This window comes from Nocardioides sp. Iso805N, assembly GCF_000364605.1.
Taxonomy (GTDB): domain Bacteria; phylum Actinomycetota; class Actinomycetes; order Propionibacteriales; family Nocardioidaceae; genus Nocardioides.
In genome coordinates, this window is sequence record NZ_KB822576.1 from 372,160 (window position 1) to 391,492 (window position 19,333).

20 protein-coding genes are annotated in these 19,333 nt (G+C 70.0%); 9 read left to right on the forward strand and 11 right to left on the reverse strand.

All coding sequences use genetic code 11. The features are described 5' to 3' along the window. Positions 1 to 44 precede the first annotated feature (44 nt). Positions 45 to 986, forward strand: a complete 942-nt coding sequence (locus tag H036_RS0106080) for an NADP-dependent oxidoreductase (protein ID WP_017933894.1) — start codon at positions 45 to 47, stop codon at positions 984 to 986. Between the two features lie 67 nt (positions 987 to 1,053). Here the strand turns inward: H036_RS0106080 and H036_RS0106085 are convergent, their stop codons facing one another. Next, positions 1,054 to 1,620, reverse strand: coding sequence for a nucleotidyltransferase domain-containing protein (locus H036_RS0106085; RefSeq protein WP_026145828.1), 567 nt, complete (start codon positions 1,618 to 1,620; stop codon positions 1,054 to 1,056). Positions 1,621 to 1,650: 30 nt separating this feature from the next. Here H036_RS0106085 and H036_RS0106090 point away from each other — a divergent pair, with 30 nt between their 5' ends. Then, positions 1,651 to 2,448, forward strand: a complete 798-nt coding sequence (locus H036_RS0106090) for an endonuclease/exonuclease/phosphatase family protein (protein ID WP_017933896.1) — start codon at positions 1,651 to 1,653, stop codon at positions 2,446 to 2,448. A 78-nt stretch (positions 2,449 to 2,526) separates the two neighbouring features. On the opposite strand, the gene H036_RS22000 is transcribed toward H036_RS0106090, so the two are convergent. Further along, the gene (locus H036_RS22000; RefSeq protein ID WP_017933897.1) at positions 2,527 to 4,080 is read right to left on the reverse strand and encodes a lipase family protein; all 1,554 of its coding nucleotides are present in this window, start codon (positions 4,078 to 4,080) and stop codon (positions 2,527 to 2,529) included. A 123-nt stretch (positions 4,081 to 4,203) separates the two neighbouring features. Next, positions 4,204 to 5,874 carry an APC family permease gene (locus H036_RS0106100; RefSeq protein ID WP_017933898.1) on the reverse strand — a complete coding sequence of 557 codons (1,671 nt, stop codon included), beginning with the start codon at positions 5,872 to 5,874 and terminating at the stop codon, positions 4,204 to 4,206. An 89-nt stretch (positions 5,875 to 5,963) separates the two neighbouring features. Between H036_RS0106100 and H036_RS0106105 the strand changes: the two genes are divergently transcribed. From H036_RS0106105 to glpK, 3 genes are read left to right on the forward strand one after another with little or no spacing between them, the layout of a single operon-like run. Beyond that, positions 5,964 to 7,373 (forward strand): hypothetical protein, encoded by a 1,410-nt coding sequence (locus H036_RS0106105; RefSeq protein ID WP_017933899.1) that lies wholly within the window; start codon positions 5,964 to 5,966, stop codon positions 7,371 to 7,373. Continuing rightward, positions 7,370 to 8,200 (forward strand): DUF1028 domain-containing protein, encoded by an 831-nt coding sequence (locus H036_RS0106110; protein ID WP_017933900.1) that lies wholly within the window; start codon positions 7,370 to 7,372, stop codon positions 8,198 to 8,200. Before H036_RS0106105 ends, H036_RS0106110 begins: the two co-directional genes overlap by 4 nt. Further along, positions 8,197 to 9,687, forward strand: coding sequence for a glycerol kinase GlpK (glpK, locus tag H036_RS0106115; RefSeq protein ID WP_017933901.1), 1,491 nt, complete (start codon positions 8,197 to 8,199; stop codon positions 9,685 to 9,687). Before H036_RS0106110 ends, glpK begins: the two co-directional genes overlap by 4 nt. A gap of 61 nt (positions 9,688 to 9,748) precedes the next feature. Here glpK and H036_RS0106120 read toward each other — a convergent pair whose 3' ends face one another. The 3 genes from H036_RS0106120 to H036_RS0106130 are packed head-to-tail and all read right to left on the reverse strand — an operon-like array spanning position 9,749 to position 11,906. After that, positions 9,749 to 10,633 carry a hypothetical protein gene (locus tag H036_RS0106120; protein ID WP_017933902.1) on the reverse strand — a complete coding sequence of 295 codons (885 nt, stop codon included), beginning with the start codon at positions 10,631 to 10,633 and terminating at the stop codon, positions 9,749 to 9,751. Further along, on the reverse strand, positions 10,630 to 11,127 hold the full coding sequence (locus tag H036_RS0106125) for a flavin reductase family protein (protein WP_017933903.1): 498 nt from the start codon (positions 11,125 to 11,127) through the stop codon (positions 10,630 to 10,632). The genes H036_RS0106120 and H036_RS0106125 overlap by 4 nt, the downstream gene beginning before the upstream one ends. Further along, positions 11,124 to 11,906: a lysophospholipid acyltransferase family protein gene (locus H036_RS0106130; protein WP_017933904.1), complete on the reverse strand. Its 783-nt coding sequence runs from the start codon at positions 11,904 to 11,906 to the stop codon at positions 11,124 to 11,126. The genes H036_RS0106125 and H036_RS0106130 overlap by 4 nt, the downstream gene beginning before the upstream one ends. A gap of 64 nt (positions 11,907 to 11,970) precedes the next feature. Here H036_RS0106130 and H036_RS0106135 point away from each other — a divergent pair, with 64 nt between their 5' ends. The 4 genes from H036_RS0106135 to H036_RS24250 all read left to right on the forward strand — a co-directional run bounded on the left by H036_RS0106135 (position 11,971) and on the right by H036_RS24250 (position 15,054). After that, entirely contained in the window at positions 11,971 to 12,759 is a 789-nt protein-coding gene (locus H036_RS0106135; protein WP_017933905.1) for an alpha/beta hydrolase, read from the forward strand. 45 nt (positions 12,760 to 12,804) lie between these two features. Further along, complete coding sequence (locus tag H036_RS0106140; RefSeq protein ID WP_017933906.1) at positions 12,805 to 13,248, forward strand: AtpZ/AtpI family protein; 444 nt, start codon at positions 12,805 to 12,807, stop codon at positions 13,246 to 13,248. Positions 13,249 to 13,714: 466 nt separating this feature from the next. Next, on the forward strand, positions 13,715 to 14,257 hold the full coding sequence (locus H036_RS25270; protein WP_157417086.1) for a hypothetical protein: 543 nt from the start codon (positions 13,715 to 13,717) through the stop codon (positions 14,255 to 14,257). A 98-nt stretch (positions 14,258 to 14,355) separates the two neighbouring features. Further along, positions 14,356 to 15,054: a PKD domain-containing protein gene (locus tag H036_RS24250; protein WP_017933908.1), complete on the forward strand. Its 699-nt coding sequence runs from the start codon at positions 14,356 to 14,358 to the stop codon at positions 15,052 to 15,054. A gap of 34 nt (positions 15,055 to 15,088) precedes the next feature. Here the strand turns inward: H036_RS24250 and H036_RS0106155 are convergent, their stop codons facing one another. The 5 genes from H036_RS0106155 to H036_RS0106175 are packed head-to-tail and all read right to left on the reverse strand — an operon-like array spanning position 15,089 to position 19,191. Further along, a complete protein-coding gene (locus tag H036_RS0106155) occupies positions 15,089 to 16,069 on the reverse strand; it encodes an ROK family protein (protein WP_017933909.1) in 981 nt (326 codons plus the stop codon). 5 nt (positions 16,070 to 16,074) lie between these two features. Further along, on the reverse strand, positions 16,075 to 17,019 hold the full coding sequence (locus H036_RS0106160; RefSeq protein ID WP_017933910.1) for an ROK family glucokinase: 945 nt from the start codon (positions 17,017 to 17,019) through the stop codon (positions 16,075 to 16,077). Next, positions 17,016 to 17,519, reverse strand: a complete 504-nt coding sequence (locus H036_RS0106165) for a hypothetical protein (RefSeq protein WP_017933911.1) — start codon at positions 17,517 to 17,519, stop codon at positions 17,016 to 17,018. Before H036_RS0106165 ends, H036_RS0106160 begins: the two co-directional genes overlap by 4 nt. Continuing rightward, a complete protein-coding gene (locus H036_RS0106170) occupies positions 17,516 to 18,715 on the reverse strand; it encodes an ArsA family ATPase (RefSeq protein ID WP_017933912.1) in 1,200 nt (399 codons plus the stop codon). Before H036_RS0106170 ends, H036_RS0106165 begins: the two co-directional genes overlap by 4 nt. Positions 18,716 to 18,753: 38 nt before the next feature. Further along, positions 18,754 to 19,191 carry an SRPBCC family protein gene (locus tag H036_RS0106175; RefSeq protein ID WP_017933913.1) on the reverse strand — a complete coding sequence of 146 codons (438 nt, stop codon included), beginning with the start codon at positions 19,189 to 19,191 and terminating at the stop codon, positions 18,754 to 18,756. Positions 19,192 to 19,333 lie beyond the last annotated feature (142 nt).

The window sequence follows — 19,333 nt, forward strand, 5'->3', positions numbered from 1 at the left end:
CGGCGTTTCGGAATGCGCCGCCGACCGCTCCGGTTGTCGCGGACATGAGCGAACTCACTGCGACCTATGTCGGCGCCGACGAGCACGGCGGCGTGGACGTCCTCCAGCTGCGAGAGGAGCAGCTGCCGGACCCCGGCCCCGGCCAGGTGCGGCTGCAGGTGCGCGCCATCGGGGTCAACCCGATCGACCTCAAGGTGCGGCAGGGCATGCGCGGCGGCCAGGCCCCGTTCCGGCTCGGCTACGAGGTGGCCGGGGTGGTGGACGCCGTCGGCTCGGACGTGACGAGCGTGAGCGTGGGCGAGGACGTGATCGCATTCCGGATCGACGGTGGATACGCATCCGCGCTGACCGTGCCGGCTGCCGACGTCGTACCCAAGCCTGCGGGGCTGCCCTGGCCGGAGGCCGCTGGGCTGCTGCTGGCGGGGGTCACGGCCGTACATGCGCTCGAGGTGACCGGCGTGGGCGACGGCGACGTGGTGCTGGTGCACGGTGCGGCCGGGGCCGTCGGACAGGCCGTCATCCAGCTCGCGGTGCTGCGCGGGGCGCGCGTCATCGGCACCGCATCGGCGCGCAACCACGACCTGCTGCGCTCGCTGGGCGCCATCCCCATCGAGTACGGCGAAGGCCTGCACGACCGCATCCTCGCCGCGGCTGCCGACGCCGGTTCCCCGACAGCCGCCATCGACGCGGCCGGGACGGAGGAGTCGATCGCTGCCTCGCTCGACCTCGTCGACCGCGACCGGATCGTCACGATCGTGGTCTCGCCGCGTAGCGCCGAGGCCGGCATCAAGGGTGTCGGCGGCGCACCCGGTGCCGATCCGGGCACCGAGATCCGCAACGCGGCCCGCGCTCCCCTGGCCGAACTGGCCGGCGAGGGCAGGCTGGCGGTGCGGGTGGTACGGAAGTTCCCGCTCAGCGAGGTGCGCGAGGCGCACCGGTTCGTCGCGGAGAACCACGCGGCGGGCAAGGTCGTGCTGATCCCCTGAGCACGTAGACAGCGGACGGCGGTGTGAGTGCCACCGTGACCTATAGGTCACGGTGGCACTCACACGCCTACTTGTCGGCGATGTGCAGCCGATCGAGCAGGTAGAGGAACGTCGAGGCGAAGGGATTGTCCTTGACCACGCCCCGGACGGTGTCCCAGTCGATCTGCTCGCGCACCGCGCGGGCGGCGGGCAGCGCGGCCGACAGGTTGCAGGCGTGCTCCTCCATCGCCAGCATCTTGTCGATCATCAGCGTGGTGGCCGAGAGCACCGGCATCGCCACGGACTCGACCTCGAGCTCGTCGACGCCCTCGAAGTGGCGCCGTGTCACCGGGACGCCGGCGCTGCGGTAGAGCACGTCGACCATCGCGGGCTGCGGGCCTGAGCCGATGTAGACCTTGAACAGCCAGTCCTCGGGCGGCTGCACGACCTGCAGGCCGTGCTCGGCCAGGCGCTCCATCACCCGGGGCGCGTCATCCTCGGCCACGATGAAGTCGACGTCGTGGTCCGGTTCGGGACCGCCCCGCGCCCACAGGCCGTAGCTGCCCGCGAGCGCGAACGGCACACCCACTTCCTTGAGGGCTACGGCGACGGTCTTGAGGGCCTCACGAAGCCCGCGGCGTACCTCGTCTGGCATGCGACCCGATACCCCAGGGGGTGAGCAGGCATGCCGAGCGGGTACCGCACCTGCGTGCGACTGGTGACCTTCAACATCCTCCATGGCCGCTCGCCCGAGCGCGGCGAGGTCGACATAGCCGTCTTCGCCGACGCGATCGCGAGCCTGGATGCCGACGTACTCGCCCTGCAGGAGGTGGATCGCAACCAGGCCCGGTCCGGGCGCGCGGACCTCACCGCCGTGGCGGCCGAGGCGATGGGCGCGGACGAGCACCTGTTCGTCGCGGCGCTCTCGGGCAGTCCGGGCGCTACCTGGACGGCGGCAACGGGTGCCGAGCAACCCGATGCGGCCGCCTACGGCATCGCGCTGCTGAGCCGCTGTCCGGTCACCTCGTGGGAGGTAGTGCGACTTCCGGTGGTGCCGGGGCCGGCGCCGATGAGGTTCCACGGGAAGCGCTGGCCGACGCTCGTGCGCGAGGAACCTCGAGTCGCGATGGCCGCATGCATCGACTCCCCGCTGGGGCAGCTCAGCGTGGCGACCACGCACCTCTCGTTCCTGCCGTGGTGGAACGGCAGGCAGTTGCGCACCCTGGTCCGATCACTGCAGGCGCAGCCCCGGCCGCTGCTGCTGACAGGTGACCTCAACATGGACGTCGCGAAGGCCGCCAAGGTCAGCGGGATGCAGCCCCTCGGCGGCCGACGACCTACCTTCCCGGTCCAGGCACCGACGGCGCAGCTCGACCACGTCCTGGCCGACGGGTTCGACGGGCTGGTCGCCACGACCTCCGTACGCCGCCTGCCGGTCTCGGACCATCTGGCTCTGGTGGTGGACCTGGAGGCGGCGGGCTGAGACGTTGTGGGGATAGTCCGGGGCGGAAATCAGGGTCTACCCAGGAGTAGGCCTGATTTCCGCCCCGGACTACCCGGCTCAGCGGAGCTTGAGCACCTTCGTGGTCGCGCTTGACGTCTTCGTGGTTGCCGCGACGTGCCCGCGATAGCGGGTCTTGGCCGAGCCGTTGTGGTCACGCACCTTGATCGTGACCTTGCCGTTGGCGCCGATCACGCCGTGACCGAGCACCTTCGCGTGACCGGCCTTGGTGATGGTCACCTTCGCACCGGCGGCGCCCTTGGCGGTCACCACGATGACGTCCTTCTTGCCCTGCGAGTGGCCCTTGATGGCGGCGTGGATCGCGGCCGGCTTCTGGGGAACCGGAGCAGCCAGTACCGGCATCTGCGTGCCCAGGAAGTTGAAACTGGCGAACGTCCAGGCCAGACCGGCCTGGGTGTGGGTGTCACCGGCGAGTTCCTCGTACTGCACGGGGGTGCCGGCGGCCTGATACTTCGCGGCGAGCGCCTTCACGTCGTCGGCGACCATCACGCCGTCCCCGATGCCGTCGCTGTCACGGCCCTGGACGATCAGCATCGGCATTGTCGGCGTGCCGCTGTTGCCCATCACCAAGTTGTGGATGATGGGTTGTACGCCCGGAACCTCGGTCAGACTCGTGTACGGACCCGATGGGTCCAGGAGGTCGGCGACGTGAAGACCCGTGTAGGTGGCGGCGAAGTCGCTGATGCACTTGTCTGCCACCTCGGCCGCGATGTCCTGGCCGCTCTTCGTGGGCGTCGCCTCCGGGTACGTCGGGGTGCTGCTGAGGTACTGGGTGAAGTCCTCGCCGTAGGCTCGGCCCAGGGAGACCATCGCGGCCGGGATCACCCCGGCCCAGCTGTTACGGTCGCTGTCGCTATCGCTGTCGACGTACCCCATGACGGCGCCGAGGTCGACCGGAACGCCGCCGATCGCGGTGGCAGCCAGATCCAGCTCGGGCGCATACGCATGGGCGAGCTCGCTCGCCCAGTCGCCAGCGATGGAGCCGCCGGAGTAGCCCATCATGCCGACCTTCGTGCTAGCGGCCGGCAGCCCGAGGTACCTCTCGGTGGCCCGGATCGCGTCCAGCGTTCCCCATCCGGCCTCGTGGCCAGCTGCCCAGTCCAGCGTCTCGCCCTCGAAGTCAGGGATCGTCACGGTGTAGCCCTCTGAGACCAGCTCGTTGACGATGAACTTCTCCTGCCCAGGCGCCCCGCCTCGCAGCGTGTAGCTCGGGTCGCAGGCGACGCCCAGACCGTCATAGAAGCTCAGATACGCGACCACGCCCCTGCTGACACCGACCGGTCGGACCACCGTGGTGACAGTCTCGCTCGGGTCGCCCAGCTCGTTCTTCGTCCGGTAGACCAGTTGCGTGCCGCTGGCAGCGGCGATCTTCCCGTTCAGGTCGTTGAGCGTGAGACCAACCGTTCGAGAGCCCAGCACGTCACCTGGATGGTGACTGCCGAGTGTCGTGGAGCCGATCGTGTAGAACGAGTCTGAGGACGGCAGCGGAACGGCAGGGTCTGCAGCGTGAGCCGGACTGAGCGCGAGGGCCGTCGGCGCCAGCACGACGGAGGCGGCAGCCAGGGTGGCGGCCGCGCGGGTGAGGAGTGACATGCGCCACATCATCGCCCACGTCCTCTTACCCGGCCCCACCGCCACCCCGGCGTGTCTTCCGGTGCGTCTCCAGCGCGCGCGTGCGCCGAGCCTGCCGAGACACCTCGACAGGCTCGGCGTGGGTCACGCCGGTACGGCGAGGTCCTCCTCCTCGGGAACCACGACGTCCTCGATCATCCGCTCGATCACGTGCGTGGGCAGGGCAACCGCGACGGCCCAGTAGTAGATGACCAGCGCCAGCGCGGCGGTGAGGCCGAGCGAGGGCCAGACCCCCATCGAGTGGCTGGAGGCGCCCTTGCCGCCGAACGTGGAGAAGTAGGTGATCACGCCGATCCCGATGAGATAGACCGGAAGCCAGGAGGCGGCCCGCCAGTTCATGTGCTCGGGGTCCATCTGACGGTTGAAGATGAGCAGGCAGCCGAGCACGATCAGGATGCCGAGCTTCCACTGCGTCTCCCACCCGGTCCACAGGATGATCCAGGTCGAGACCACGAACGCCAGCGGCGAGAAGACCTCACCCAGCGGCAGCCTGAACGGCCGCTCCGCATTCGGCAGTCGACGTCGGAAGGCACCGAAGGAGAGCGGCGCCCCGGCGTACATGAGGACCGACGCGGAGGTGATCAGGCCGACCAGCGACTGCCAGCTCGGGAACGGCAGGAAGCAGACGCAACCGGCGATGAAGGAGATCAGTACGCCGAACCACGGCACCCTCGCCTTGGTCAGGCTCGCGAAGACCGAGTGGAAGTAGTTGTTGCGCGCCAGGCCGTAGGAGACGCGGGAGCCGGCAGCGGTGTAGATGAGACCGGTGCCTGCCGGCGAGACCACCGCGTCGAAGTAGAGCAGGCTGGCCAGCCAGCCCAGCCCCACGCCGGCCGCGAGCTGCGCCCACGGACCGTCGTAGGAGCCGAAGTACGGCGCCTTCATCGAGCTCCACGTGTCCCCGATCGCCGAGGGCGGCAGGGCCAGCAGGAAGGCGATCTGCAGGCCGATGTAGATGATCAGCCCGAGCACGATGGATCCGATCACGGCCAGCGGGATGTCGCGCTTCGGGTTCTTGCTCTCCCCCGCCAGCTGGTCGGCCTGCTCGAAGCCGAGGTAGGAGAAGATGATGCCCGCGGCGGGGATCGCGACCAGGATCCCCTTGACGCCGCCGGGGTTGAAGCCGTCGGCGGCATGGAAGTTCGAGGCGTGCAGCCCGCTCTTGGAGAAGATCATCACGACCACGACGGTGAAGACCGGGACGATCACCTTCCACCAGGTCAGCGCGCTGTTGGTGGTGGCGAGGATCTTCACGCCGAGGTAGTTGACCACGCACATGATCGCCATCAGCCCGATGGCGACGGCCAGCCCGGTGTGGGTCAGGGTCTGGTCGCTCCTCAACCAGCCGCTGGCGAAGTCGTAGTGGGTCAGGTAGAGGATCATCGCGGAGACCTCGATCGGCGCCACCGTGACCGCCTGCAGCCAGGAGAACCAGCCGAACCCCGCCCCGGCCACCCCGCCGAACGCGTAGTGCGGGAAGCGTGCCGACCCACCGGAGAGCGGGTACATCGCGCCGAGCTCGGCATGCACCAGCGCGAGCACCAGGATGCAGATGCCGCCGATCACCCACGACAGGATCGCCGCTGGGCCGGCGTTGATCAGTCCGCGCTGGGCGCCGAAGAGCCAACCCGATCCGATGATCGAGCCCATCGAGGCCCAGAGCAGGCCGATCACCCCGATCTCACGGGCCAGTGAGGCGCCGCTGCGGCCTGTGCCGCTCGGTGGGGCGGTTCCGTCGGTGGAGTTGTCGGTCATGGGAATACCTCCTGCCGTATCCACTTCAGCAATCGTCAGTGCCCCGATCCGGCGGTTCTCACGCCTTGCCCAGCCGTAGAGTCACGCCCGTGCACCGGTCCGCAGGCGTGTCGTTCCCCGTCTTCGCCCGGCGGCTGATCCTGGTGGTGGCCACGGTCACGGCTGCCTGCACGTCCACGACCCAGGGCGACACGTGGTGGGCGTTGCGGGCCGGCCGCGACATCTGGCACCACCGCACGATCAGCCTGACCGACCGCTACTCCTACACCGCCTACGGCGATCGCTGGCCCGACCACGAATGGCTCTGGCAGGTGCTCGCCTACGCGCTGCACTCGGTCGGCGGGCTGCCGCTGCTCACCCTCGCGGTCGGCCTGATCGCCGGAGGGACGCTGGCGTTGTCCACCGCGGCGGGCCCCGTACGCCGTACCGATCTCGTGGTGCTCCTCCTGGCGATCCCGGGCGTCCTCGGCAGCTGGACCCTGCGCCCGCAGATGCTGAGCATGCTGGCCTTCGCGCTGATCCTGTGGCTGCTGCGCAACCGGCGCTGGTGGTGGTGCGTGCCGCTGATGCTGGTGTGGGCCAACGCGCACGGAGGCGTGGTCTTCGGCGGCCTGGCACTCGGCTCGGCATGCGCCGCCGCGCTGTGGCACCGGCGCTACCTGCCGCCGCTGATCCTCGTCACCGCGCTCGGGGCGCTCGCCACCCTCGCGACGCCGCTCGGCACCGGTCTGTGGCACTACGTGCTCACCTCGGGCAGCCGACCGTTCGAGGAGCGCATCACCGAGTGGCAGCCGGCCTACGAGCACCTGACCTTCTACACGCTCATGTTCTGGGTGTGGGTGGGCGGCACGCTGCTCGCCGTCGTCGTACGCCGCCGGCGGCTGGCGACCTTCGAGGCCAAGCTGGGTCTGGTCTCGACGTTGGCGGTGCTGCCGCTGGCCATCGACGCGAACCGCAACATGACGATGTTCGTGGTCGCTGCGGCGCCGCTGCTGGTCCAGCTGTTACGCCGCGAGCAAGCGAGGGTGCGGGCGAACGACGCGGTGCCGTACGGCACGCCACTGCTCACCGTCGCCGCCGCCGTGGGCGCGCTGGTGACCGCGCTGGTCTACCTCTCCCCGCCCGCCGACCTGGGCTGGCATCCGATGAGCCCACGGATCGCCGCGGCGATCGAGCGCTGTCCGGGCCACGTCTACACCAGCTATGACTCGGGCGCCTACCTGATCTGGTTCACACCGAACGTGAAGGTCTTCGCCGACAATCGCCAGGACCCCTACTCCGAGAAGATCCTCGACCTGAGCGTCCTGGCCAGCGACTCGCCCTACGTCGGCGTCTTCGAGCAGTACGACGTGAAGTGCGCCGCTCTGCTCACCTGGGGCACGGGTGCCATCGACACCTTGCACCGTGACGGGTGGAGCACGGCAGCCAGCGATCCGCAGTGGGTCGTCCTGACGGCACCGGGCGTCACGCTGACCCGTGCCCTAACCTCGGCCTCATGACGTTCTCGATCGTGGCAAGGTCCGCTGACGGCAGCACGTGGGGCGTGGCCGTCGCCTCCAAGTTCCTCGCGGTGGGCAACGCCGTGCCGGCGGCTGTCGCCGGCGTGGGCGCCATCGCCACCCAGGCGAGTGCCAACGTCGCCTACAAGGGCCTCGCGCTCTCGCACCTCGACGACGGTGCCACCGCACCGGTCGCGCTGCAGGTGCTGCTCGAGGAGGACGAGGGCCGCGACCACCGCCAGGTCGGCATCGTCGACGTGGACGGCGGTGCCGCGTCGCACACGGGTCCGGCCTGCCTGCCGTGGGCCGGCAGCGTGACAGGCGACGGCTACGCGATCCAGGGCAACATCCTCACCGGCCCCGAGGTGGTCGAGGCGATGGAGCAGGCCTGGCTCGACTCCTCGGCGGAGCCCGACCTGGCGCGGCGGCTGCTGGTCGCACTCACCGCCGGCGACGCGGCCGGGGGCGACTCGCGGGGACGACAGTCGGCAGCGCTCCTCGTCGTACGCGAGGAGGCCGGGTACGGCGGGAACGACGATGTCGCCGTCGACCTTCGCGTCGACGACGCCGGGTCGATCGAGGGGGCGAACCCCATCACCGAGCTGGCCCGGCTGCTCGACCTCAACGACCTCTACCTGACCGCCTCGACCGAGGAGGAGAAGGTGCCGGTCACCCCGGATCTCGAAACCGAGCTCGCCGCCTTCGCCGAGCGCGAGGGCTCGCGGGACTTCCTGGCGTGGGTCGGCGCGCAGAACTACGAGATGCGGGTCGCTGAGGACCTGTCCTGGATCGACCAGCGGATCCTGGCGATCGTCCGAGCATCATGAGCCAGCTGGCTGGCGGAGGGTCCGAGCGCGCGATCCTGGCCATCGACGCGGGCACCACCGGCGTCACCGCGCTGGTGGTCGCGAGCAGCGGCGAGATCGTGGCCAGGGGCTACCAGGAGTTCGGTCAGCACTTCCCTCGACCCGGCTGGGTCGAGCACGTTCCCGAGGAGATCTGGCAGGCGACGCTGGAAGCCTGCCGGGAGGCCCTACGGCGGGTGGATCGCGAACGGCTCGTCGGCATCGGCATCACCAACCAGCGCGAGACGGTCGTGCTGTGGGACCGGGAGACACTGGGCTCACCACGGCGCGCGATCGTCTGGCAGGACCGGCGCACCGCCGAGATCTGCACCGCGATGGCCGAGCACGAGGAGCGGATCACCGAGCTGACCGGGTTGCGGCTCGATCCCTACTTCTCGGCCACCAAGCTGGCCTGGATCCGCGAGCACGAGCCGCACGCGTGGGCGCACGTGGAGTCCGGCCGGTACGCCGTCGGCACGGTCGACTCCTACCTCGTCGCCCGGATGACCCGCGGGCTGCACCACCTCACCGACGTCTCCAACGCCTCGCGCACACTGCTCTTCGACCTGGAGGCCGGCGACTGGTCGGACGAGCTGTGCTCGCTCTTCGGCGTACCGCGCGACGCGCTGCCCGAGCTGGTGCCCAACTGGGGCGAGCTGGCGGTCACCGACGCACGTTCGTTCCTCGACCTGTCGCTGCCGGTGGCCGGGATCGCCGGCGACCAGCAGGCGGCGCTGTTCGGGCAGACCTGCTTCTCCCCCGGCGAGGTGAAGTGCACCTACGGGACCGGGTCGTTCATCCTGACCAACACCGGCTCGGACGTCGTCCGATCGTCCTCGGGACTGCTCTCGACAGCAGCCTGGCGCGCGCCGTCGGGTGAGCTGACCTACGCGCTGGAGGGCTCGATCTTCGTGACCGGCGCGGCCGTGCAGTGGCTGCGCGACGGGCTGCAGATCGTCGGTTCGGCGGCCGAGACGGAGGCGATCGCCGCGACGGTGCCCTCCTCGGACGGCGTGGTCTTCGTGCCCGCGCTGACCGGCATGGGCGCGCCGCACTGGGACCCGTCCGCGCGGGGGCTGATCATCGGCCTGACCCGCGGCACCACCAGGGGTCACATCGTGCGGGCGACGCTGGAGGCGATCACCTACGAGGTCCGCGACGTGGTGGCGACGATGCCCTCGGTCACAGCTCTGAAGGTCGACGGCGGCGCCGCGGCCAACAACCTGCTCTGTCAGCTCCAGGCCGACCAGCTCGGGCTCGAGGTCTCCCGCCCGCGCTATGTCGAGACGACCGGGCTCGGGGCGGCCTTCCTGGCCGGGCTGGGCGTCGGCATGTGGTCGTCGTACGACGAGCTGCGGCAGACCTGGGCGCTGGATCGCACCTTCTCCCCCGCCGCCGATCGGAGCCACGCGGATGCGGATCACGCGCGCTGGTTGAAGGCCGTGGAGCGCGCGAAGGGCTGGGAGTAACACGCTGTTGGTGGAGGTAGCGGCACGTCTGAACAGGCTGCTACTCCCCCTGAACATCGTGTTACTCCCGATTCAGCCGCTCGACCTCAGCCGCAGCCTCGTCCTTGCGCCGTACGGCGAGCTGCGCGGCCAACTCCGCCTCCGCACGCGCCTCCTCGGCGTCGGCGAGATCGTCGTCCACCTCCTGGGCGGCAGCCTCCAGCTCGGCCAGCTGTCGCCGCAGCTCGTCGAGCTCCGCCTGGACCTGCAGCGAGCGCGCCTGCAGCCGATCCACCTCGGCGGCGGCGCCGTCCCGATCCGACACGGCGTCCGCGGCCGCTGCCGTTGCTGCCTCGAGCGCTGACCGCGCCTCCTCCAGGGCCCGCAGCTCGGGCTCGGGATCGGGCACGACGTGCAGCGAGACCGGCGGATCCGCCACCGGCGCGACGGAGAAGCCGAGCGCCTCAGGCAGCGCGACAGCCGAGGCCGCGTCGACCGAGCCGACGCCGGTGGCGCGCAGCGGCGACACGAGCAGCCCTGACCGCACCGCCTCGGCGGCGAGCGGATCGATCATGGCGGCGGTCAGGGTCTCCTCGACCTGCTCGGCGACCTGCTCGGTGACGCGCAGCCCGGCGGAACGGGCCAATGCTCGCGCTCGCACCGTCAGTGCTGCGGTCAGCTGGCGCCGCTGCTTGGTCAGCTCGCGAAGCGCGGCGGCATCCATCCCGTCCTGCGCCTGCCGCAGCGCGTCGCCGACGGCGATCATCTGGGTCACCTGGTCGCTCTCCCGGCGTACCAGCAGGTCGACCACCCAGGCCGCCGTGGCCGGCTTGCGCAGCGCCTTCACCGGCCCCGCGAGCGGCTCGCCCTTGAGCTCGCGTGCCCTCGCGTCCCGGGCCGCGGTGAACTCCGCCAACGGCAATCCGTAGAGGGCCTCGGCGATGGCCAGCAGCTCGTCCTGCGTCATCGCTGCCAGCGCCCTCGACGGTGTTGCAGCGCGTCATGGTCCTCGGCCAGCTCGGCGTGGTCGATCACCGCCGTGACCAGCAGCGACCAGCCCACTTCCCGAAGCTCCTCGACCGTCACCGAGGCCCAGGCTGTCGCGTCCACCAGCCTCGGCCCCCAGTCGGAGTCCTCGAACGTGCCAGTGCGGAAGGGACCGCCGGGTGCCGGCGCCGTACCGCCGAACGCGTCGGCCAGATCCCGATGCGCCCAGGCCAGCAGCTGCACGACAGCACGCGACCCGACCTCCAGCGACTCCCCGAGCTCGCTGTCCGGATCGACCAGCAGCAGCAGCCGGGCAGGGGCGCCGTTCGCCACCATCAGCGAGGACACCGTCAGCCCGGCGCGGTCGGCCCCGGACCCGCAGGTCACCAACGCGACCGCGCCGCCCAGGCGGCCGCGCAGGCGCCGTACGGGGTCGTCCTCGGTCGGGAACGGATGACCGCTGTGGATCGTCACGCGGCCGGCTTGTCGTCCGTCCGCTTAGCGGCCTTTCCCGACGACTCATCGCCTGCGGACCCGTTGCTCGCCGCGTCCGTGCGCGACCCGTCGCCGTCACGCTTCTTGGCGTCGGTGGCGTAGAGGTCGACATACTCCTGGCCGGAGAGTCGCAGGATCTCGTACATGATCTCGTCGGCGATCGCGCGCAGGATGTAGCGGTCGTTCTCCATCCCGTCGTAGCGGGAGAAGTCGAGCGGCTTGCCGTAGCGAACGACGGGCCGCACGAGCTTGCCGAACACCTTGCCGGGCGGAGCGATTACGTCGGTGCCGATCACCGCGACCGGGATGACCGGCGTCTTGGTCTCCAGGGCGAGCCTGGCCACGCCGGTGCGACCGCGATAGAGCTTCCCGTCGTGCGAGCGGGTGCCCTCGGGGTAGATGCCGAAGAGCTCGCCGTCGCCCAGCACGCGCCGGGCGGCGATCAAGGCACCCTCGGCGGCCGAGGCGCCGGAACGGTCGATCGGGACGTTGCCGGTGCCGGCGAAGAAGGTCTTCTGCAACCAGCCCTTGGGGCCTTTCCCGGTGAAGTACTCGTCCTTGGCGACGAAGCGCACCATCCTCGGCACGCCGAGGGGCATGAAGAGCCAGTCGCAGTACGAGAGGTGGTTGCTGGCCAGGATCGCGGGACCGTCGGTGGGGACGTTCTCCACGCCCTCCCACTTCGGCCGGAAGACCAGCTTGAGCCACGGGCCGATGACGACATGCTTGAGCACCGAGTAGAACGCCTTTTCGTTCACGGGGCGAGCCTAGCGGCATTTCGCTTGCTGGCCGCCCTGCCGTCGCTGCGGCACAATGCCCGGCATGGCGGAGCAGACCCAGGCACCCTCGTCCTCAGACATCCACGCGCCGCTCTCGGTGCCGGCCCGGCCAGAGCTCACCGGCGGCCGGCGCATCGGCGTGCTCCTCTCGCACGGGTTCACCGGCTCGCCGTACTCGATGGTGCCGTGGGGCCGCTCGCTCGCCGATCTCGGCTACGCCGTCGAGGTCCCCCGGCTGCCGGGTCACGGCACCACCTGGCAGGAGATGAACGGCACCACCTGGACCGATTGGTACGCCGAGGTCTCGCGCGCCTTCGACAAGATCCGCGCCGAGAACGACGTGGTCGTGGTCGCGGGTCTGTCGATGGGCGGCGCGCTCGTGCTCCGCCTGGCTGCGGACCACGCCGAGGACATCGCCGGCGTGGTCGTGGTCAACCCGGCTGTGGCGACCAAGCGGCTGGACGTGAAGCTGCTGCCGGTGCTCAAGCATCTGGTGCGCTCGCGCCCCGGCATCGCCAGCGACATCAAGAAGCAGGGCGTCGCCGAGCACGGCTACCTCCGCACCCCGCTCAAGGCGGCACACTCGATGTTCCGCGCGTGGCCGACGCTCGTCGCGGACCTGCCGAAGGTGACCGCCCCGGTGCTCTACTTCCGTTCCACCGTGGACCACGTCGTCGACGCCGCCTCGCAGCCGCTGATCACCTCGCGCGTGTCCGGGCCGGTCACCGTGCGTGAACTGCCGAACAGCTATCACGTCGCCACCCTCGACAACGACGCTCAGCTCATCTTCGACGAGTCGGCGGCGTTCGTCGCGCGCGTGACCGCCGGCTGAGCATACGGACTAGGTCGCTCTGGGCTGCCGTCCTACTCTGGTGGGGTGAGCGAACCGGTGAGCGACCCGGACAAGGCTGCGCAGGACGCGGCCTGGCAGGAGATCGTGGAGAACTTCGGCGACCGCGTCGAGCTCTCCGGCGACGACCTCGCACAGCCGGAGCCGGTCGAGCTGCTCTTCGACGACGACGTCGACGAGCCGTTCGATCCCGACCCCGAGATGTACGACGAGGACTACGACGACGGCTTCGTCGCCCCGAGCCCGACGCTCCCCCGCCCATCGCCGGACCGCCTGCTCGCCTGGATCGGCGTGCTCGGCACTCCCGTGGCGGCGATCGTGCTGGTCGTGCTGCACATGACCTTGGGCTGGTGGATCCCGAACTGGGTGGTCGACTTCCTGATCCTCGGCTTCCTCGTCGGCTTCGGCTATCTCGTCTTCCACATGCCGCGCGAGCCGCGGGATCCCTGGGACGACGGCGCACGACTGTAGGTCCCGTCGAGAGGTCACTTTCTGCGGGTTGAGACGTCACTTTCTGCGGTTGAAGTGCATTGGGCGTCCGTTTGCGGGTGGCTCGAGACGAACGAGCAGGGTGGGCCAGTCCCAGCGTGGTTGCGTGTCTTGATCGGGTGCCTTCGCGTACGTCGCGTCGCGCCACCAGGCGTGTGATCGGGTACGGCGGGGCTTTCGCCTGTTGCGGTCCGCAACGAGGGCCGCATGCCGTGATTCGAGTCGACATCGTTCGACTACGTTTTCGAGCTGATCTCTACTCTGTGGACACCACCACAGACGTTCCCGCGACCCCAATTATTACGCCACGAAGTCGACCAAGGGGATTGCGTCTAACCACGACGGAGATAGAAGGCGACTTTTCCACAGGTAGGCGTCTGGCCCTTCTCAGGTCGCCCCCCGCGCATTACGGTTCGGTTCATTCGCTCACTCCGCTCGGGAGGAACTGATGCGCCGCTCACCCCTGCTCCTTGTTTCCCTCGCCATCCTGCTCACAGGCTGTGGTGGCGGGACTCAAGACATCGCCGACGGTCCCTCGCCGGCCGCCTCGCCCACGACGTCGATGCCCGCAACCCCCTCGACTTCGGCGACGATCGCGACTCCGCCCGCGCACGAAAGCGCCAAGCAGTTCATCCGCCGCTGGATTCAGGTCAACACGGAGGCACAGCGCACCGGGGACCTCACCGCACTCGATTCGCTGAACGAGCCCGGCTGCGAGTCGTGTAAGTCATTCGCCAGGGCCGTCACCCGTATCTACGCGGCCGGAGGCACTATCGAGGCCGCGGACACCGAGATTCTCTCTATCGCGCGTCATCCAGACGGCCAGTACTACACACGCGAACGCGTTCCCCCAAGCCGCTACCGCGAGAGTGCGAGAGCGAAATGGACAAAATTCACTGGAGGAACGGATACTCAAATCTACCTAGTCGCGCGAGTCGGCGACCTGTGGCGCATGGCAAAGTATTCCGAACTCGCGGGGAGTGCGGAATGACCGTCGTCCGGATTCTGATCGCAGGTATCTTTGCGGCAGCGGCCTTAGGTGTCTCCGACACGGCACGGGGCGCGTCCGCGACATCATGCGAAAGTGCCGTGGATATCAGCCGCGCCACGGAGGTCTGCACGTTCTCTGGCCACGACGCAGCCAACGCGGTACAGGATGCCGGCGGCGGCACCCGGCCCAACTACACCTTCACACCCAACTGCCACAGCGGAGCCAAGACCTGCGCGGAGACACCTACCTGCCCCGCTGAGGACGGCACTCAGGGCGAGGACATGATCGTCTACGAGGGCACCACCAAGGTGGGCGAGACGTGCTGGACCGGGAAGGCGCCCGATCCGCCACAGCTTCCAACACCCGACCAGGTCATGGCGGCCGCCCGGAGCCTCAGCTGGCCCGCCGCCACCCTGATCATCCAGCCGCCCGACGGAGAGACCCTGGTCAACTTCGCCACAAACTTCTACACCAGCACGACCGCTGTCCAGAGCCACACAGTGCCCCTGCTGAGCGTCGAGGTGACGATCGAGGCGACGCCCGCGGCGTACGTGTGGCGCTTCGGGGACGGGACGAGTCACACCGGCAGCGACCCAGGGGCCGCCTATCCAGCACTGGGCGTCACTCACCGCTACCTGCGCAAGGGTGAGGTGGCACCCCAGGTGGACATCACCTACCGCGGCCGTTACCGCTTCGGCACCGGCGCCTGGCGTCCACTGCCCGACACCTTGACGATTCCAGGTACGCCACAACGCCTCCGGGTGCTGACCGCCACGCCCCACCTCGTGGGCAACTGAGGGCGGCACCCGAGCCGGGGCCGCCGCCTCGGCCTCAGCGAACGGAGCGAGCCAGGGCAGCCGCTCCGACGACCCCTGCTTCGGGGCCGAAGTGTGCGCGCACGATGGGCGGAATCAGCCGGTGGGCCGCCCCCACGAGGGACTGACGCAGCGCGGAGCGCGCCGGGTCCAGCAACAGCCCGTCCGCGGCGGAGACGCCACCCCCGACCACCACCAGCTCGGGATCGAAGGCCGCGACGAGGTTCGCGATGCCGATGCCGAGCCACTCGCCGACCTCCTCGAAGGCCTGCAGCGCGAGGCTGTCGCCGCGCTCCGCAGCGGCCGTCACCATCGGCCCGGTCAGGGTGTGCGGATCGCCGGCCGTGAGCTCCTGGAGGAGCGTCGTGCCGGCGTACGACTCGTGCCACATCCGGCCTCGGGCGTAGCGCACCAGCGCGTTCCCGGACGAGTACTGCTCCCAGCAGCCCTCCCCGCCGCACTCGCAGCCGCGCCCGTCCGGGACGACCTGCATGTGCCCGAACTCGCCGGCCATGCCGTTGCGCCCACGCAGCAGCGTGCCGCCCAGCACGACAGCACCGCCGATGCCGGTGCCCATCGTCACCATCAGTACGTCGCCGGCACTCCGCGCCGCACCGAGCGCGATCTCGGCCCGCGCCGCGCAGTTGGCGTCGTTGTCGAGCGCGACGGGCAGTCCCCAGCGCGCCTCCAGCCGCGACCGGGTCGGGTCGTCGCGCCACGGCAGGTGCGGGGCGAACATCACCCGCTCGCCATCGGCGTCGACGAAGCCGGCCGCGGCGATGCCCACCGCCGCGATCGGCTGGCCGGCGGCTGCCTCCTCGATCGCCTCGGTGAGGGCGTCCTCGACCAACTCCACCGCAACCCGTCGGCCCGGCGTCGAGCGGCGCGCGATCGGCCCGACCGACCCCGCCTCGGAGACCGTCGCGGCCACCACCTTCGTCCCGCCGATGTCGACGCCGATGTAGACGCCCGTAGGCGTGTCCGCCTCGTCGACCACAGGTACTACCTCCGGGCCAGGTCTGCGGCGCCGATCAGGCCCGCGTTGTTGCCCAGGCTCGCGCCTCGGATGTCCAGCTCGGGACGGTGCCCGCGACCGGTCAGCTGGTTGCGGAAGGCGGTGCGTGCCGGACCGAACAACAGCTCACCGGCATCGGCGACGCCACCACCGATCGCCACCACGGCAGGGTCGAGCACGGCCGTCAGCGAAGCGATGCCCTCGCCCAGCCAGGTGCCGAGCGTGGCCAGCGCCTGGATCGCGAACGGGTCACCTTCTTGCGCGGCAGCAGTCACCATCGGGCCGTTGATCGCGGACGGATTCCCACCGGCCCGCGCCACCACCCCGGCAGCGGCCGGGTCACCGGCGACGGCCGCGGCCCGGACGTCACGCACCAGCGCGCTGCCCGACGCGTACTGCTCGTAGCAGCCGAGGTTGCCACAGCCGCAGGGGATCCCGCCTGGAACCATCCGCATGTGGCCGATCTCGGCGCCGACGCCGAAGGCGCCACGGTACAGCTCTCCGTCCAGGACCAGGCCGCCGCCGACGCCTGTGCCCACCGTGACGAGGAGGAGATCCTCCACGTCGACACCCGCGCCGTAGGCGAACTCGCCCCACGCCGCGGCGTTGGCGTCGTTCTCGATGACGACCGGCAGGTCGACCTGCTTCTCCAGGCCCTGGCGCAGATTGACGTCGCGCCAGGCGATGTTGGGCGCGAACATCACCGTACTGCGGCCCTTGTCGATGTAGCCGGCGGCGCCCACCCCGACCGACGAGATCTCATGACGGCTCTTGAGCTGAAGGACCACCGAGGCGATCGCATCGGCGATCGCGTCGGGGTCGGTGGCCGGGGAGGTGACGCGCAACTCCTCGACGATGGTCCCCTTCTCGTCGACCACGCCACCGAGGATCTTCGTGCCGCCGACGTCGACGCCACACGCGAGTGCGGTCACTCCTGGTTCTCCTGTCCATCGCGGGAGTCATCAGGCCAGTCATCGGACCAGCCCTGCTCCGTGTCGAGGTCGATCTTCTCCACCGAAGTGCCTCGACGGGAATTCGGGCGCGATTCCGCGGCTGCGGTGATCACGGCCGAGGCGGCCTGCATGAGGGATGCGGCGGCCATCGAAAGGTGCGTCATCACCTCGGGCGAGGCCTCGCGGATGACGTGCACAGTGCGACAGACCGGGCAGTACGCACACTCGGGTGCACCTGTCGCCAGGTGCTCGCCGAGGTCGTGGTTGATGTCGGAAGCCACGGTCTGGGCGTGGCTGGCGAGCCCGGCCAGACCAGTGGTCAGGCCGACCGCCAGGTTCCCGGCGACGTCGCTGCCGTGCTGCTTCGCCCAGTCTCCGAGCGCGCCGAAGAGCTTGGCCGCCTCCTCGGCGGCGCTGCCGAGCTGCTCGTGCCGAGTCTCGTGATCGGCACCTGGCCGATCGTGACCGTCATCGCTCACAGCTGCTCCTCCCCGGCTCCGTCTGCTCTCCCTCGCTCGCGGAACCGTACCTGCAGCTCGCCCTGTTCCACACGTGCCCCCGCCACCTGCAGCCTGGCGAGTCCGGCAGGCAGGGTCAACAACCGTCGGTAGGAGCCGACGGTGACGACCAGGTCGTCGCCGTTGCGCCCCAGGTGCACCTGCTCGCGCGCTGCCCCCGGCAGGGCCAGGTGCGCGACCGCGCCCTCGGCGGTGCGGGTGACGCGGAACGGCCCCTCCCCGGTCGGTACGGCGAGGGCATCGGCGCCGGCGTACACCTCGTCGGCGAGTGCGACGAGGGCGGCCACGCCGACGGGTTCCCGCGGCCGGTAGACCGACCGCCACACCGGCAGCCCCGGGAACGACTCGTCGACCTCGGCCAGCACCTCGTCCTGCGCCACCACCCAACCGGCGCGCCAGTCGTCGGCACCGTCGGCCGGAAAGACCCTGTTGGCGACCACGCCATCGACCCGGTAGCCGTAGAGCGACAGCGTGGTGAAGCTTCGCCTGGCCTCCGCCGCGACGACCCGCTCGGGGGTGAGCACCAGCCGCACCGAGGCATCCGGACCGGCGAGCAGCTCACGCACCTGGCGCAGCTCGGTGTGCAGCCTCTCGACCGCGTTGAAGACCGTGTCGCCCGGCATCGGCACGCCCGCGGCCTTGGTCAGCACCGGCTTGAGTGCCTTGGTCAGCCGGCGCTGCATCGGCAGGATCCGCTGCATGTACCAGCCCAGCGCCTCGGGCAGCGCCAGCAGCCTCAAGGTCTCGGCGGTCGGGGCGCAGTCCACCACGATGACGTCCCAGCGGCCCGAACGCGCCTGCTCCAGCAGCTCGAGGAGGGCCAGCACCTCCTCGGCGCCCGGGATGACGGTGAGCTCCTCGGCAGCGACCGGATCCACGCCGACCACCTCGAGCACGCTCAGCAGGTAGCCCTGGATGTCAGCCCACGACTCCTCGAAGCGTCGCTGCGCGTCGATCTGCTGCACGAACAGGCCCGGCGCCACCTCCGTGGGCGAGCCGCCGGTGACTGTCGCGGCGTACGCGTCGGCGAGGGAGTGTGCCGCGTCGGTCGACATCACGAGCGTGCGTCTGCCCGCGGCCGCGGCCTGGGCGGCGGTGGCCGCGGCGACCGTCGACTTGCCGACGCCACCCTTCCCGGTGAACAGCAGGACCCGCATGCGTCCCTCCGAGCGGCCTTCGGGGGCAGGGGCCGCTGTCACAGCGACTCGACGCGCGTCTTCAGCCCCCGCAGCGCGGTCTCGATGAGGATCTTCTCGCCCTTGCGCTTGAGCATGCCGATGAGCGGGATGCTGACATCGAGGGAGAGCCGGTAGGTGACCTCGGTGGACCCGTTGCCCAGGTCACGCAGCAGGTAGGCACCGTCGAGCGTGCGCAGCAGGGTGCCCTTGACCAGGGTCCAGGAGACCTTCTTCTCGCCGTCCCAGACGTAGGAGAGCGTGTAGTCGTCCTTGATCGGCGGCACGTCGAGGACGAAGTGGACCTGCTCGGCCCTGCCGTCGGGACCGGTGGAGAGAGGCTCGGCGACCTTCATCCCCTTGGCCCACGTGGGGTAGGCCGGGAAGTCGGCGATCACGTCCATCACCGCGCCAGGAACCGCCTGGACGACGATCGAAGAGGTGGTCTGTTCGGCCATGAGGTGCCTTCGCGTTTCGGGCCTCTGCGGCGGCCTCGGTTGACGGGCTCCGACCTTCGTCGGACGGATTGGCAGCGTACCGGATCGGGGAGGGATGCCCGCGGGACACCTGGTCGGAGTAGTGTGCCGGAGTTCACCTACC

Excerpts from the sequence above, each read along its gene's own strand:
- H036_RS0106080 (WP_017933894.1), top strand. The coding sequence starts at position 45 with ATGAGCGAACTCACTGCGACCTATGTCGGCGCCGACGAGCACGGCGGC.
- H036_RS0106085 (WP_026145828.1), bottom strand. The coding sequence starts at position 1,620 with ATGCCAGACGAGGTACGCCGCGGGCTTCGTGAGGCCCTCAAGACCGTC.
- H036_RS0106090 (WP_017933896.1), top strand. The coding sequence starts at position 1,651 with ATGCCGAGCGGGTACCGCACCTGCGTGCGACTGGTGACCTTCAACATC.
- H036_RS22000 (WP_017933897.1), bottom strand. The coding sequence starts at position 4,080 with ATGTCACTCCTCACCCGCGCGGCCGCCACCCTGGCTGCCGCCTCCGTC.
- H036_RS0106100 (WP_017933898.1), bottom strand. The coding sequence starts at position 5,874 with ATGACCGACAACTCCACCGACGGAACCGCCCCACCGAGCGGCACAGGC.
- H036_RS0106110 (WP_017933900.1), top strand. The coding sequence starts at position 7,370 with ATGACGTTCTCGATCGTGGCAAGGTCCGCTGACGGCAGCACGTGGGGC.
- glpK (WP_017933901.1), top strand. The coding sequence starts at position 8,197 with ATGAGCCAGCTGGCTGGCGGAGGGTCCGAGCGCGCGATCCTGGCCATC.
- H036_RS0106120 (WP_017933902.1), bottom strand. The coding sequence starts at position 10,633 with ATGACGCAGGACGAGCTGCTGGCCATCGCCGAGGCCCTCTACGGATTG.
- H036_RS0106135 (WP_017933905.1), top strand. The coding sequence starts at position 11,971 with ATGGCGGAGCAGACCCAGGCACCCTCGTCCTCAGACATCCACGCGCCG.
- H036_RS25270 (WP_157417086.1), top strand. The coding sequence starts at position 13,715 with ATGCGCCGCTCACCCCTGCTCCTTGTTTCCCTCGCCATCCTGCTCACA.
- H036_RS0106170 (WP_017933912.1), bottom strand. The coding sequence starts at position 18,715 with ATGCGGGTCCTGCTGTTCACCGGGAAGGGTGGCGTCGGCAAGTCGACG.
- H036_RS0106175 (WP_017933913.1), bottom strand. The coding sequence starts at position 19,191 with ATGGCCGAACAGACCACCTCTTCGATCGTCGTCCAGGCGGTTCCTGGC.